Annotated in this window: 14 protein-coding genes and 1 tRNA gene; 6 read left to right on the top strand and 9 right to left on the bottom strand. The window is 55.9% G+C overall.

Going from position 1 to position 13,123, the window contains the following annotated elements; translation table 11 throughout:
* Positions 1–5: 5 nt before the first annotated feature.
* The 3 genes from nagA to ACGHUK_RS12355 all read right to left on the bottom strand — a co-directional run bounded on the left by nagA (position 6) and on the right by ACGHUK_RS12355 (position 2,310).
* Positions 6–1,142 carry an N-acetylglucosamine-6-phosphate deacetylase gene (nagA, locus tag ACGHUK_RS12365; RefSeq protein WP_097777211.1) on the bottom strand — a complete coding sequence of 379 codons (1,137 nt, stop codon included), beginning with the start codon at positions 1,140–1,142 and terminating at the stop codon, positions 6–8.
* 273 nt (positions 1,143–1,415) lie between these two features.
* The gene (locus ACGHUK_RS12360; protein ID WP_005942608.1) at positions 1,416–1,766 is read right to left on the bottom strand and encodes a type II toxin-antitoxin system PemK/MazF family toxin; all 351 of its coding nucleotides are present in this window, start codon (positions 1,764–1,766) and stop codon (positions 1,416–1,418) included.
* A gap of 136 nt (positions 1,767–1,902) precedes the next feature.
* On the bottom strand, positions 1,903–2,310 hold the full coding sequence (locus tag ACGHUK_RS12355) for a holo-ACP synthase (RefSeq protein WP_005942611.1): 408 nt from the start codon (positions 2,308–2,310) through the stop codon (positions 1,903–1,905).
* Positions 2,311–2,471: 161 nt separating this feature from the next.
* On the opposite strand from ACGHUK_RS12355, the gene ACGHUK_RS12350 reads away from it, so the two are divergent.
* Positions 2,472–2,717: an IreB family regulatory phosphoprotein gene (locus ACGHUK_RS12350; RefSeq protein WP_097774456.1), complete on the top strand. Its 246-nt coding sequence runs from the start codon at positions 2,472–2,474 to the stop codon at positions 2,715–2,717.
* A gap of 198 nt (positions 2,718–2,915) precedes the next feature.
* On the opposite strand, the gene ACGHUK_RS12345 is transcribed toward ACGHUK_RS12350, so the two are convergent.
* Positions 2,916–3,860, bottom strand: coding sequence for a tRNA-dihydrouridine synthase (locus ACGHUK_RS12345; RefSeq protein ID WP_120020418.1), 945 nt, complete (start codon positions 3,858–3,860; stop codon positions 2,916–2,918).
* Positions 3,861–3,953: 93 nt separating this feature from the next.
* Entirely contained in the window at positions 3,954–4,886 is a 933-nt protein-coding gene (cysK, locus tag ACGHUK_RS12340) for a cysteine synthase A (RefSeq protein WP_154259551.1), read from the bottom strand.
* A gap of 222 nt (positions 4,887–5,108) precedes the next feature.
* On the opposite strand from cysK, the gene ACGHUK_RS12335 reads away from it, so the two are divergent.
* The 4 genes from ACGHUK_RS12335 to ACGHUK_RS12320 all read left to right on the top strand — a co-directional run bounded on the left by ACGHUK_RS12335 (position 5,109) and on the right by ACGHUK_RS12320 (position 7,595).
* Complete coding sequence (locus tag ACGHUK_RS12335) at positions 5,109–5,540, top strand: Rrf2 family transcriptional regulator (RefSeq protein ID WP_005942625.1); 432 nt, start codon at positions 5,109–5,111, stop codon at positions 5,538–5,540.
* Between the two features lie 31 nt (positions 5,541–5,571).
* Positions 5,572–6,363: a nuclease-related domain-containing protein gene (locus ACGHUK_RS12330; RefSeq protein WP_243138979.1), complete on the top strand. Its 792-nt coding sequence runs from the start codon at positions 5,572–5,574 to the stop codon at positions 6,361–6,363.
* A 211-nt stretch (positions 6,364–6,574) separates the two neighbouring features.
* Positions 6,575–6,907 carry a CidA/LrgA family protein gene (locus ACGHUK_RS12325; protein WP_242702883.1) on the top strand — a complete coding sequence of 111 codons (333 nt, stop codon included), beginning with the start codon at positions 6,575–6,577 and terminating at the stop codon, positions 6,905–6,907.
* Positions 6,888–7,595 (top strand): LrgB family protein, encoded by a 708-nt coding sequence (locus tag ACGHUK_RS12320; RefSeq protein ID WP_097774460.1) that lies wholly within the window; start codon positions 6,888–6,890, stop codon positions 7,593–7,595. The genes ACGHUK_RS12325 and ACGHUK_RS12320 overlap by 20 nt, the downstream gene beginning before the upstream one ends.
* A gap of 133 nt (positions 7,596–7,728) precedes the next feature.
* Here the strand turns inward: ACGHUK_RS12320 and ACGHUK_RS12315 are convergent, their stop codons facing one another.
* The 4 genes from ACGHUK_RS12315 to ACGHUK_RS12300 all read right to left on the bottom strand — a co-directional run bounded on the left by ACGHUK_RS12315 (position 7,729) and on the right by ACGHUK_RS12300 (position 11,034).
* Positions 7,729–8,178, bottom strand: a complete 450-nt coding sequence (locus ACGHUK_RS12315) for a MarR family transcriptional regulator (RefSeq protein ID WP_154259548.1) — start codon at positions 8,176–8,178, stop codon at positions 7,729–7,731.
* Positions 8,179–8,190: 12 nt separating this feature from the next.
* Positions 8,191–9,549 (bottom strand): citrate/2-methylcitrate synthase, encoded by a 1,359-nt coding sequence (locus ACGHUK_RS12310; protein ID WP_082210853.1) that lies wholly within the window; start codon positions 9,547–9,549, stop codon positions 8,191–8,193.
* 441 nt (positions 9,550–9,990) lie between these two features.
* A tRNA-Pro gene (locus ACGHUK_RS12305) sits at positions 9,991–10,063 on the bottom strand.
* Between the two features lie 86 nt (positions 10,064–10,149).
* Positions 10,150–11,034, bottom strand: a complete 885-nt coding sequence (locus ACGHUK_RS12300) for a YitT family protein (RefSeq protein WP_005942639.1) — start codon at positions 11,032–11,034, stop codon at positions 10,150–10,152.
* Between the two features lie 408 nt (positions 11,035–11,442).
* Between ACGHUK_RS12300 and ACGHUK_RS12295 the strand changes: the two genes are divergently transcribed.
* The gene (locus ACGHUK_RS12295; RefSeq protein ID WP_390574445.1) at positions 11,443–13,101 is read left to right on the top strand and encodes a glutamine--tRNA ligase/YqeY domain fusion protein; all 1,659 of its coding nucleotides are present in this window, start codon (positions 11,443–11,445) and stop codon (positions 13,099–13,101) included.
* Positions 13,102–13,123: the final 22 nt, after the last annotated feature.

The following is a 13,123-nucleotide window of genomic DNA, read 5'->3' as shown; positions in this document are numbered from 1 at the left end:
AGAAATTACAGCTGGGCCTTGCCCATGCAGTAGGTCTGCAGCACATCGTAGTTGTCGTCCAGCACCACAAGGTCGGCATCCTTGCCGATCTGGATGGAACCCTTGCGGTCATCCAGATGCAGGCAGCGTGCCGGGTTGATGGTGCAGGCGTTCAGTGCATAGTTGAAGGGCACCATGGCCTCCTCCACCAGAATGCGCAGGCCCTTGTTGATGTTCAAAGTGGAACCGGCCAGCGTGCCGTTGTCCAGATGGGCGCTGCCGTCCGGGTAGATGGTGATATGGTTGCCGCCAAAGATGTACTCGCTGCCAATGGGGGTGCCCTTGGCCATCAGTGCATCCGAGATCATGATGGCGTAATCCGGGCCTTTGCTCATGAAGTAGTTGTTCAGGGCAGCAGGGGTGGAGTGGCAGCCGTCGCAGATGATCTCGCCGTACATGGTGCGGATGCGGTAGGCTGCGCCCACCAGACCGTTGGCGCGGTGGGCGAAGGGGGACATGCCGTTGTACACATGGGTCATGGAGCGGGCACCGTTGGCATAGGCCATCACGGCCTGCTCATAGGTGGCGGCACTATGGCCGATGCTGACCACCACGCCGTGCTCGGTCAGGTAATGGGTCAGTGCAAACCCTTCGTCGTGTTCCGGTGCAAGGGTCACATAGCGGATGTGGCCGCGTGCTGCCTGCTGGTAGTGCTTGAACTGCTCCACGCTGGGCTTTGCGATGTACTCCGGAGGCTGTGCGCCCTTGTACTTCATATCGAGGTAGGGGCCTTCAAAGTGGATGCCAAGGATCTCGGCACCTTCGTAGCTGCCCTCCATCACGTCGGCCACATTGGCCACGGCGTTGGTCAGCACCTCCACGCTCTGGGTGACGGTAGTGGCCAGAAAGCTGGTCACACCCTCAGAGACGATATGCTTTGCCCAGTAGCGCAGGCCCTCCGGCTTTGCGTCGTTGGTGTCGAACTCGTAGGCACCATGGCAGTGGATATCCATAAAACCGGGCACGATGCGCTTGGAGCCATAGTCCACATCGGCCTGCTTTTCACCATAGGGGAAGATGCCGGTGATTTTGCCCTGCTCCAGCTCGACTGCGGCAGAAATGAACTGGTCGGCGATCCATACTTTTTTGCTCTGGATGATCATATAATCAGCCCTCCGATATCATCATAAAACCTGCATATGCTGTGCACGACAGCACAACCATTCTACAGAAAAGTATAGCATTTTCTGGCGGGAATAACCAGCCTTCGCGCGCCTTTTCAAAAAAATTAAGCTGGAAAATGAAAAAACGATCGCAGCTTGCACAAAGAAACAGCGTAAAATCAGAAACCCGGAGCCTTTTTGAGCCGTTTTGGCCGAAAATAGGTTCCGGGTTTTGTGCATGATCTTTTCAGAGAGCTGTTTTGCAACAGCCCCTTAATATGAAGTAAGCCCCAGGCTTACATCCAAAGCCTGATCCACACGTTTCTGATCTTCCGGCGTGATCTGCCCGGCCCGCTCCCGCAGGCGGTGCTTATCCAGCGTGCGGATCTGTTCCAGCAGCACCACGCTGTCCTTGGCAAGGCCGGTATCCGCTGCCCGGATATTGATGTGGGTGGGCAGGCGGGCTTTGTCCAGCCGGGATGTAATGGCCGCAGCGATCACGGTAGGGCTGTGCCGGTTGCCGATCTCGTTCTGCACGATCAGTACCGGGCGCACGCCGCCCTGCTCCGACCCCACCACCGGCGAAAGATCTGCGTAAAAAACTTCTCCTCTGTGTACCTCCATGGAATCTCCCTCCCTGCATTTGGAGGATGCGCCCCGCTTATGTGATGCGTCCGGCGCATCTTCGTCTGATTTCAGTATGAGCCGGCTGCGCGCCGGTTATGCAGCGCAGGGGATATTCCATTGTATGCACAAAGGCTTACAGAGTTTCCAGTGTGCAGAAGGCCAGTGCCATGCCGCCCTCGTGGCTCAGAGAGAGCCGGGCGGCAAGGCCATGGGCCTGCATCCATTCCGCCGTCTGTCCGGAAAAATGATAGGCAGGTGCACCGCTTTCCAGCCGGACAGCCTCGATCTCACACAGGGAGAACGGCTCCCGCAGGCCGGTGCCTGCCGCCTTTAAAAAGGCTTCCTTGGCGGCAAAGTTGGCTGCGGCGCTGGCAAGCCGGTGGGCGGCGCTGCGCCCGGCGGGCAGCGGTTCGTCAAGGCTCAGCGCAGCGCGTTCGGCCTCGCCGTACACCCGGCGGATAAAGGCTGCAGCGTGTGCGCCGGTAAGGCTTTTTTCCAGATGCGCGATCTCGCACAGGTCGCAGCCGATGCCATACAGCATAAAGGCCCTCCTTCTGCCGCATTTGCGGCGGTGCAGGCCGTCAGCCTGCAAAATCAGGACCGGAAATTTTATGCAAACTGTGCAAATCCGGTCTGTTTAGCTTGAAGTTTCCTCGCAATTCGTGTACAATGAATGTAGTTCTTCCTAAGGGGGTGTATTCCGTGAGTGGCGAGACCGCTATTTTTTCGATCCACGACAAAAAGGACTATGAGATCCATGAGATCGTACAGCAGGTGTACGATGCTTTAAAGGAAAAAGGCTATAATCCGGTCAATCAGCTGGTGGGCTATATCTTGTCCGAAGACCCCACCTACATCACGACCTATAAAAATGCCCGTTCCATGATCCGCAAGGTGGATCGTGACGATCTGCTGCAGGCCATGCTGCGCAGTTATCTGAACGTCTGATATCGCTTGTCTGCTCATGCCCCGCCGTCGCTATGATGGCGGGGCTTTTTCATAATAGAATGCAGATGCCGTTTACCGTTACAGCCCCTCCGGTGAAAACGCAATTCAGAAAAATCCGCAGATCTTTCTGAATTGCAACTATATAAAATAAAATTTTCGCTGAAGATGGCCAGAGCGAAACGGAGGCCATTCCAACCGTTACGGTCGGAACGGCAGCGTAAAGATCTGGTTTACGACGACCTCATATTCCCACGGTTCCCGCACCTTGCGCAGCTGCTTTTCCAGCTTTTCGGCCCCCTCAAACTTGTGAATGAGGTAGAACCAGTGCCCCTTCATGCGGCTCACCGCGCACCCGGCGCTGCCGAACAGTTCGGAGTATCCGTGGTAGAGGTCGTCAAGGTATCCGCGCAGCTCTTCCCGTGCGGCCGGTGCGCCGCCGCGTGCTTCACGGAAGAGCGCCGGATCCGCAATGATGCCGCGCCCCACCATGATGCCGGACAGCTGCGGATACTGCGCTTCCAACGTGTGCAGGTCCGCAGCGGTGGTCACATCGCCGTTGTAGCACACGGGCATCCGGCACCCGGGCAGGGCGGCAGCAAAAGCGGCACGGTCGGCCTGCCCGCGGTAGAGCTGGCGCATCACACGCGGGTGGATGGTCAGCTCACAGATGGGATACCGGTTATAGATGTCCAGAATGGCAGCAAATTCTTCCGGCTTTTCCACGCCCAGCCGGGTCTTGACCGAGATAGGCCCTTCCGCATTGGCAAATACGGCGGCAAGAAAAGCGTCCAGCTTGACGGGGTCGCGCAGCATCCCGGAACCCTTGCCTTTGGCGGTGACGGTGCCGGAAGGACAGCCGAGGTTCAGGTTCACCTCGGTGTAGCCAAGGCCGCGCAGCTCGCCGATCATCCATGCGGCAAGTTCGCCGTCCTTTGCCAGCAGCTGCGGGATCACCGGTGCGCCGGGGTTTGCCGCAGGGGCAAGCTCGGCCATCTTCTTTTTAATGAGCACCCGGTTCTCCGGCGGGGAGATGAAAGGGGCATAGTAGCGGTCGGCATTGCCAGCAGGGCCGAACCATTTCTGGTGTGCCTGCCGCCACACCCGGTCGGTCAGGCCCTCCATGGGGGCAGCATAGTAATTCATGGGCAAATCTCCAAAGTGTTTGATAGGGATATTGTAACAAAAAACTCCCGCCCTGTGAAGTCACAGAACGGGAGAAGCGAGCTTTTTGAAAGATCAGTCTGCAAACAGCGGGGTGGACAGATAGCGGTCGCCGGTATCGGGCAGCAGGACCACGATGTTCTTACCGGCATTCTCCGGGCGCTTTGCCAGCTGCAGGGCAGCATAAACAGCAGCACCGGAGGAGATACCCACCAGCACGCCTTCCTTGTGGCCGATCAGACGGCCGGTGGCAAAGGCATCGTCGTTCTCCACGGCGATGATTTCGTCATACACCTTGGTGTCCAGTACGTCCGGCACAAAGCCCGCGCCGATGCCCTGGATTTTGTGTGCGCCTGCGGTGCCCTTGCTCAGCACAGGAGAGGAAGCAGGCTCTACAGCCACCACCTTGACGTTCGGTTTTTTGCTCTTCAGGTACTGGCCCACACCGGTCACGGTGCCGCCGGTGCCCACGCCTGCCACAAAGATATCCACCTTGCCATCAGTATCCTCCCAGATCTCGGGGCCGGTGGTCTCGATGTGGGCCTGAGGGTTGGCCGGGTTCACGAACTGGCCGGGGATGAAGGAATTCGGGATCTCCTTTGCCAGCTCATCGGCCTTGGCAATGGCACCCTTCATGCCTTTGGCACCCTCGCTCAGCACCAGCTCTGCACCGTAAGCCTTCATCAGCTGGCGGCGCTCCACGCTCATGGTCTCGGGCATCACGATGATGATGCGGTAGCCCTTGGCGGCTGCCACAGCGGCCAGACCGATGCCAGTATTGCCGGAGGTAGGCTCAATGATCACGGAACCTTCCTTCAGCAGGCCCTTTTCCTCGGCATCATCGATCATCTTTTTGGCGATGCGATCCTTGACAGAACCGGCCGGATTGAAGTATTCCAGTTTGGCAATGATGTGGGCAGGCAGCTCCTGCTCCTTTTCAATGTGGGTCAGCTCCAGCAACGGAGTATGACCGATCAGCTGATCTGCGGCAGTATAAATCTTGCTCATTGTAGTTTCCTCCCTGATACAGTTATGGGCACATGTGCCCTGCTGGACGACCTGGTTCCAAAACCTTTATACCAACATTGTTTGTGGGTTTGATGGTATTATAGACCCGTTCTGTGCGGTTGTCAATGGATTTTTTGAAAAAAGTGGGATTGAAATATTATTTACCCTGTTGTATAATAGGTTAAAAACTCAATCTATAACCAACAAAGGAAGTACACTATTATGATCGTGTCCACCAAAGGGCGCTATGCACTGCGCGTGATGATCGACCTTTCCGAGCATCAGTCTGAAAAATATGTCCCTCTCAAGGAGATCGCTGCCCGGCAGGAGATCTCGGAAAAATATCTGGAAAACATCCTTAAGGTGCTGGTGCAGAACGGCTTTCTGGAGGGCTTGCGCGGCAAGGGCGGCGGCTACCGGCTCACCCGCAGCCCGGATCAGTACACCGTGGGCGAGATCCTGATGCTGACCGAGGGCAGCCTTGCGCCGGTGAGCTGCCTGACCCCCAATGCGACCCCCTGCTCCCGCATGGCAAACTGCCGCACCTACGAGATGTGGAAGGGGCTGGACGATCTGATCTCCAACTACTTCGGCAATATCACGCTGGCCGATCTCGCCCGGCCTGATCAGGCCGGAAATGATTATGTGATCTGATATGACAATAATCGAGTGGACTATAATTGCCATGATTTCATTGATTGCTCTATGCATCCTCGGTGCCTTTGTGGCTGCTATCCTTGCAGCTGTTTGGGGAGAAGACAAGGGACACGCAGGCGAAATGCAAATTTACAATGTACTGGAACAACTTGAAGGGCAAAAAGCAATTATATCCAACTGTTATCTGCCGCTAAAAGATAGCGGAACCACAGAAGTTGATTTAATCTTAATTCATGAATCGGGTATCTATGTGATTGAATCAAAAAACTATAGCGGCTGGATTTTTGGCAGTGAGAATCATAAGTATTGGACGCAAAGTTTGCCAAACCATAGCGGACAAGCCGAAAAGTATCAGTTTTATAACCCGCTTTGGCAAAACGAAACGCACGTACGATGCTTGAAAAGCTTATTGCAGAACAATGAAGTTCCATACTATTCTTATGTGGTCTTCGGCAACAACTGTGAGATAAAGAACTTACATTTAGTGAGCAACCGGCATCGCGTAACTTATTATAGATACCTTTTAGGGGAATTATCTGAGAACGCAAGAAGCGTTGGCAGGTGTTTGACTGACGAACAGATAAATGCTTTTTATGCACTACTTCTTAAGTTTACAGACGCATCAGTTGAACAGAAAGCAAGACATATAGAAGAGGTTCGAGCAAAACACTACCCCATTATCCAACCAGATGGAACATGGACATGTCCGCAATGCGGAGGACGGTTGGTTCCTCGGGTGGCCAGACGGGGCTCTGGAGCCGGAAAAACATTTTGGGGCTGTTCGAACTATCCAAAGTGCCATTTCATCTATAATGAATAGTCTTTTGACGCACCGGAAAACCGGTGCGCCTTTTTTTGCACAGTTCTCGGCGAAATGTGCAATTTTTCTTATCCAGAATCACGGTTGATGGATTGGGGCTCCTGCGGTATACTTTACCCTTGATGTGTCCATTTACGCTTTTGATCGAGGAAAGGGGAACTTTACTACGAAATATATTTTTCAGTTCGCGCGCATTCTTGCGTTTTGTTTTTTGGGCGAGATCCTTCATGTAGTGCTGCCGCTGCCGGTCCCGGCCAGCGTCTACGGTCTGGTGCTGCTGCTGGCAGCGCTGAACTTCAAGCTGGTAAAGCTGGACGATGTGAAAGAGGTTGGAACCTATCTCACAGGCATCTTCCCGCTGTTGTTCGTGCCCGCTGCCGCCGGTGTGATGGAACTGTGGGCAGAGATGGGCGAGATGCTGTTGCCCATCCTCGTTGCTATTATCCCGGTCACTGTGCTGGTGATGGTGAGTGCAGGCAAGACCACGCAGGCCCTGACCGGCCGCAAGAAAAAGGAGGCTGACAATGACGCAGCTGCTGAATGATTTTTTGTCCGGCTCCGCAGCATGGGGCGTTCTGCTTACGCTGGCCGCGTTTGCACTGGGCACCCTTATCAATAAGGTGACAGGCAAAGCCATTTTTAACCCGCTGCTGCTGGGCAGCATCTTTGTGATCATCTTTCTGTCGGTGTGCAGCATCCCGTATGCGGACTACAAGGCCAGCGCGGCACCGGTGAACTATCTGCTGCTGCCCGCCACCGTGGCACTGGCCATTCCGCTGTATGAAAAGATCGACCTGCTGAAAGAGAACGCCGCCGCCATCATTGCGGGTATCTCGGTGGGCACGCTGGTGAGCCTTGGCAGCGCACTGGCGCTTGCACTGGCGCTGGACCTGACCCGTGAGCAGTATGCCACCCTGCTGCCCAAATCCGTGACCACCGCCATCAGCATGGATGTGGCCGCTGAGCTGGGCGGCATTGCTGCCCTGACCGGTGCGATCGTCATTGTTACCGGCATCGTGGGAGCGCTGCTGGCTGAGACGGTGTGCAAGATGTTCCACATCACCGACCCCATCGCCAAGGGCGTGGGCATCGGAACTTCGGCCCATGCCGTGGGCACCAGCAAAGCCCTGCAGATGGGCGAGGTGGAAGGTGCCATGAGCGGCCTTTCCATTGCGGTGGCCGGTGTGCTGACCGCAGTGCTCTGCCCGGTGTTTGTGAACCTGATCCGGTAAAGGATTTAAAATAGCCGCTCTGGCTTTTTTCAGTAGAATTTATTTATTGATCCGGGAACCTCAGTTTACAACAAAAATGAGATAGGCAACCCCTTTCGGGGGAGTCTATCTCATTTTTTTGTTGAGGCTGTTTTTATACGCCGCTGTGTTCCCGTTCATCCTTCAGGATGGCCGTCACGCTCTGCATGGTGCTTACTGCACGATGCAGTTCTTCGTCGCCAAGCTCTGCACGCAGGCGGGCGTAACAGCGCTGCATGAACGCGCGCTCCTCCGCCATCAGCTCCACAGCCTTGCTGGAAAGCTCCACATAGGTGCGGCCCGCTTCACGGTCGGTCTTCCATGCCACAAAGCCATTGTCCTGCAGCTTTTCAACGGCCTTGGAAAGCTCTGTCACCTTCAGGCCCATAACGGCAGCAAGGTCAGCCAGATAAACCTTACTGTCCGGGTGCTGTTCGGCCTGCATCTTGATGTAATATAAGATCAGGTAATCCGCCCGCTGGATGGTGCTGAACACCTTGTCGATATCAAAATTGTGCAGGAAGAACCATTCTTCCGGGTGATGTTTCAGTTCCACGCTCATCATGCATCCTCCCTGTTATTCCCGCTCATTGCGGCGGATATATTCGTGGGTGCCGCCAAGGCTCTTGTAGGCCGGGCGGATGATCTTGTTTGCGCTGAGCAGCTCTTCAATGCGGTGGGCGCTCCAGCCCATCACGCGGGCCACGGCGAACAGCGGCGTGTACAGCTCCATGGGGATGCCCAGCATATCGTACACAAAGCCGCTGTAGAAGTCCACATTGGGGCTGACACCCTTAAAAATTTTGCGCTCCTCCGCGATCAGCTGCGGGGCCATGTGCTCGATCTTGTTGTAAAGGGCAAGGTCCTTGTCGCGGCCTTTCTCGTGGGCCAGCTGTTCCACATAGCCCTTGAATACCACCTCACGGGGGTCACTGAGGGAGTACACCGCGTGGCCCATGCCGTAGATCAGGCCTTTGCGGTCAAATGCTTCGCCGTGCAGCAGTTTTTTCAGGTAGGCTTCCAGCTCTTCATCGTCCTCGGTGTCGTGCAGGTTTTCGCGGATGTTCTGCATCATCTGCATCACCATCAGGTTGGCACCGCCATGGCGCGGGCCTTTGAGGGAGCACAGGGCAGCCGCCATGGCCGAGTAGGTATCGGTGCCAGACGAAGTGACCACGCGGGTGGTAAAGGTGGAGTTGTTGCCGCCGCCGTGCTCGGCGTGCAGCAGCAATGCCACATCCAGCACGCGGGCTTCCAGCTCGGTGTACTTCATATCCGGGCGCAGCATCCGCAAAAAGTTCTCTGCGGTGGAAAGCTCCGGGTCCGGCCGGTGGATGTACATGCTGCCGTCTTTTTCGTAGTGGTTATAGGCATGGTAGCTGTACACGGCCAGCATGGGGAAGATGCCGGCCAGCTGGATGCTCTGGCGCAGCACATTGGAAATTTCCAGATCACCGGCCTTGGGGTCGTAGGATGCCAGTGTGAGCACGCTGCGGGCCATGGAGTTCATGATATCGTGGCTGGGGGCCTTCATGATCACATCACGGGTAAAGTTGGTGGGCATGGTGCGGCACTCGCCCAGCACGCGGCAGAACTCTTCCAGCTTTTCCTGCGTGGGCAGCTCACCAAACAGTAGCAGATAGCCCGCTTCCTCAAAGGCAAAGCGGCTGCCGGACGACCCGCGGATCAGGTCTTTCACGTCGTAGCCGCGGTAGAGCAGCTGACCGTCGGCAGGCTTTTTCACCCCGTCCACATACTGGAAGGCGCGGATATCGGAGATATTGGTCAGGCCCGCCAGCACGCCCTTGCCGTTTTCGTCGCGCAGGCCCGCTTTAACGCCAAACTCCTTGTACAGGTCCTTGCTGATGCGGTCGTGTTCGGCGCACAGCGGCTGCTGCTGGTCGAAGTATCCCATTACGTTCTGCAGATGATCCATTGGTAGTTGCTCCTTTCCCATTGCCGTCAGCTTGCGCTCACTTGGCAGGCCATCAGGAAGTTTTCTCTGCGAACAGCCCGGAACTTCGGTCCCGCCCTACTGCCTGTGGCAGCAGGGTACCACCCCCAGGACATTCGCTGGAGAAACTTCCTGCCGTCCTGCCCGAAAAAACCGTATTGATTCGGGACGGCATTCACTTACATTCAAAATACTCTTTAAGATTACAAAAAGGATATTTCGGTGTCAAGGTACTGTTTGTAAATAAAAAAAGAACAAAATCGGAAAGCTGCCGGGTGCGCATTTGCCCTTTAGCGCAGGGGCAGTTTTTGAGACGGTAACGCACAAATAAGGCATCTTCCAGCCGAATCTCAGGGGACTGGCAACAAATAAAGCCACGACGAAACCGCATTTGTAAACGGTTCATCGTGGTTTTTTGTCATATCGGAGTGGCGAGACTCGAACTCGCGGCCTCCTGCTCCCAAAGCAGGCGCGCTACCAACTGCGCAACACCCCGGCATCCGGCGGCACTGCTGCACCGCCGGAATATAGTATATCGTTTTTGGAGCGGTTCGTCAATAGCGGCGTGGCCCTGCCGTGCCTTTAATTAAAGGAGCGGAAGCCCTTGCCGATGATCTCGCTGGAATTGACGATGGTGATAAAGCTCCGGGGGTCGTTCTCCCGCAGGAAGTTGCGCAGCTGCAGGGCCTGACGGCGGGTCAGCACCGTCACCAGCACGCTCAGCTCGTGGTGGGTGTAAGCGCCGTAAGCCTTTTCCACGGTAGCGGAACGGTTCATTTCCTTGATGATGAAGTCCAGAATGGGCTGTGGGTTGGACGTCACGATGGTGCACACCTTGCGCAGGCGGATGTTCTCGATGGCACCGTCCACCACAAAGCTCTTGCCGATCAGGCCAAGGATGCAGTAAAGGCCGGTGCCCATGCCGAACCGCCATGCCGCCGCCAGCACGATGAGGATATCGCTGACCATCAAGGCTTTGCCGATCTCCATAGAGGTATATTTTGCCAGAATCAGGGCCACAATATCCGTACCGCCGGTGGATGCACCGATGTCGAACACGATCGCCGCACCCAGAGCCGGCAGGAACACGGCGAACACCAGATCCAGCATGGCATCACCGCTCATGGAAACGTTGACGGGATAGAGCCACTCGCACACCGACACAAAAAAGGACAGCGCAAAGGAAGAATAGATCGTCCAGCCCATGGTCTTGATGCCCAGAAAGACAAAGCCCAGCACCACCAGAATCAGGTTGATGATCCACATAAAGCCGCCCACGTTGATCTTAGGGAACAGGTCTGCCAGCAGAATGGACAGGCCCGAGGTGCCGCCAAATGCAAAATGATTGGGATTTTTAAAGTAAACGATGCCGACCGCCGTCAGGATCAGGCCGAGATTCAGCTCACCGAAGAAATTTAAATTCTTCAGCATATTTTTCCTGCTGAACGCTTCTTTTAAACTGTTCATGGGGTTCCTCCTATTTTAAACACGGCAAAATGCGCTGTATGCCATGCAAAAATATACTCTCCTTGCACGGCGGTGTCAAGGGATAGGGAAAAAGTTGTGGAAAACAACATGAATTGGGGATTTTTCGGATGGGAGAACTCCTTCAGTCAAAGCCTGACGGCTTTGCCAGCTCCCTCGGGGAGGGAAGCCTTTGGCAAAGAGGAAAAGCTTTACCGTACTGCCAAGGGCCCCATCTCTGAGGGGGCTGTCACCGAAGGTGACTGGAGGAGTTAAGCTCCCCCTCTCGGGGGAGCTGGCGAGCGTATGCGAGACTGAGAGGGTTTTCTCTTGAAGAAATCGGCAGAATAGTGTATTATATAGTATTATGGAATATATAGGCACTTTGTGCCTTTGACAGGGGGAAAACACATGGCAGATAAAAACTTTCTGACCGACATCATCGACGCGGATCTGGCCGAGGGCAAGATCAGCGAGATCCATACCCGCTTCCCGCCCGAGCCCAACGGCTACCTGCACATCGGCAGTGCCAAGGCCATCTACATCAACTGGTCCATTGCAAACCAGTACGGCGGTAAGTTCAACCTGCGTCTGGACGACACCAACCCTGCCCGCGAGGGTGAGGAGTACGTGAACAGCATCATCGAGGATCTGCACTGGCTGGGTGCCGACCCCAACGGCGGCATCTTCTACGGCAGCGACTACTTTGATAAATGCTACGAGTATGCCGAAAAGCTCATCATGGAGGGCAAGGCCTACGTGGACGACCTGACCCGCGATGAAATGCGCGAGTACCGCGGTGCCGATGCCGGCAAGCCTTCCCGTCCCTCTCCGTGGCGTGACCGCACCCCGGAAGAGAATCTGGATCTGTTCCGCCGGATGCGTGCCGGTGAGTTCCAGGAGGGCGAAAAGACCCTGCGTGCCAAGATCGATCTGGCCAGCCCCAACATGAACATGCGTGACCCGGCTATCTACCGCATCAAGTACGCCGAGCATCACCGTCAGGGCAGCAAGTGGTGCATCTACCCGATGTACGACTTCGCACACCCCATTCAGGATGCCATTGAGGGCATCACCCACAGCATGTGCAGTCTGGAGTTCGAGAACCACCGTCCGCTGTACAACTGGGTCATCGAGAACATCTTCGGCACTGCCTTCCCCAAGCAGCGTGAGTTTGCACGCCTGAACATGACCAACACCGTCATGAGCAAGCGCTACCTGCGTGAGCTGGTGGAAATGGGCATTGTGGACGGCTGGGACGACCCCCGTATGCCCACCCTGTGCGGCCTGCGCCGCCGCGGCTACACCCCCACCTCCATCTTCACCTTCGTGCGGGAGGCCGGCATTTCTAAATCCGACAACCTGATCGACATGCGCCAGCTGGAAGCCTGCATCCGCAGCGAGCTGGACCTGACCGCTCAGCGCCGCATTGCAGTGCTGGACCCCGTAAAGCTGATCGTAGACAACTACCCGGAGGACAAGACCGAGTACTTTGATGTAGCCAACAACCCCAACCGCGAAGCCAACGATACCACCACCCGCAAGGTGGCCTTTACCAAAGAGCTGTGGATCGAGAATGAGGACTTTGCCGAGGTGCCGCCTCCCAAGTTCAAGCGCCTGACTATTGGCGGCGAGGTGCGTCTGATGGGCGCTTACATCGTCAAGTGCACCGGCGTGGAGAAGAATGCCGACGGCAGCATTGCCGCCATCCACTGCACCGCCGACCTTGAGACGGGCAACGGCAATCCCACCGACGGCCGCAAGGTCAAGGGCACCATCCATTGGGTGAGTGCCGCCCATGCCGTGGATGCCGAGGTGCGCCTGTACGACAAGCTGTTCACCGAGGCCAACATGAACGCCATCCCCGAGGGCAGCGATTACAAGGACTACCTGAACCCGGAAAGCGTTGTTGTGTGCAAGGGTTGCAAGCTGGAAGAAAGCCTGAAGGACGCAAAGCCCGGTGAGAAGTTCCAGTTCGTGCGCACCGGCTTCTTTACCCCGGACTCCAAGAACCCCGGCGTTTACAACCGCGTCGTCACCCTGCGCGACAGTTTCAAACCCGCAAAGTAAAAAATATATCACGTCAAAAGGG

This window comes from Faecalibacterium sp. i25-0019-C1 (genome assembly GCF_042854225.1).
GTDB lineage: Bacteria > Bacillota > Clostridia > Oscillospirales > Ruminococcaceae > Faecalibacterium > Faecalibacterium taiwanense.
The sequence above is the reverse complement of the archived record's forward strand: the minus strand, read 5'-3'. Positions and strand labels throughout refer to the sequence as shown.

Bases quoted from the DNA above. Each gene is read 5' to 3' on its own strand.
- ACGHUK_RS12300 (WP_005942639.1), bottom strand. From the start codon at position 11,034: ATGAACAGTTTAAAAGAAGCGTTCAGCAGGAAAAATATGCTGAAGAAT.
- ACGHUK_RS12360 (WP_005942608.1), bottom strand. From the start codon at position 1,766: ATGGAGGTACACAGAGGAGAAGTTTTTTACGCAGATCTTTCGCCGGTG.
- ACGHUK_RS12345 (WP_120020418.1), bottom strand. From the start codon at position 3,860: ATGAATTACTATGCTGCCCCCATGGAGGGCCTGACCGACCGGGTGTGG.
- ACGHUK_RS12295 (WP_390574445.1), top strand. From the start codon at position 11,443: ATGGCAGATAAAAACTTTCTGACCGACATCATCGACGCGGATCTGGCC.
- ACGHUK_RS12310 (WP_082210853.1), bottom strand. From the start codon at position 9,549: ATGGATCATCTGCAGAACGTAATGGGATACTTCGACCAGCAGCAGCCG.
- cysK (WP_154259551.1), bottom strand. From the start codon at position 4,886: ATGAGCAAGATTTATACTGCCGCAGATCAGCTGATCGGTCATACTCCG.
- ACGHUK_RS12315 (WP_154259548.1), bottom strand. From the start codon at position 8,178: ATGATGAGCGTGGAACTGAAACATCACCCGGAAGAATGGTTCTTCCTG.
- ACGHUK_RS12330 (WP_243138979.1), top strand. From the start codon at position 5,572: ATGATTTCATTGATTGCTCTATGCATCCTCGGTGCCTTTGTGGCTGCT.
- ACGHUK_RS12335 (WP_005942625.1), top strand. From the start codon at position 5,109: ATGATCGTGTCCACCAAAGGGCGCTATGCACTGCGCGTGATGATCGAC.
- ACGHUK_RS12355 (WP_005942611.1), bottom strand. From the start codon at position 2,310: ATGCTGTATGGCATCGGCTGCGACCTGTGCGAGATCGCGCATCTGGAA.
- ACGHUK_RS12320 (WP_097774460.1), top strand. From the start codon at position 6,888: ATGACGCAGCTGCTGAATGATTTTTTGTCCGGCTCCGCAGCATGGGGC.
- nagA (WP_097777211.1), bottom strand. From the start codon at position 1,142: ATGATCATCCAGAGCAAAAAAGTATGGATCGCCGACCAGTTCATTTCT.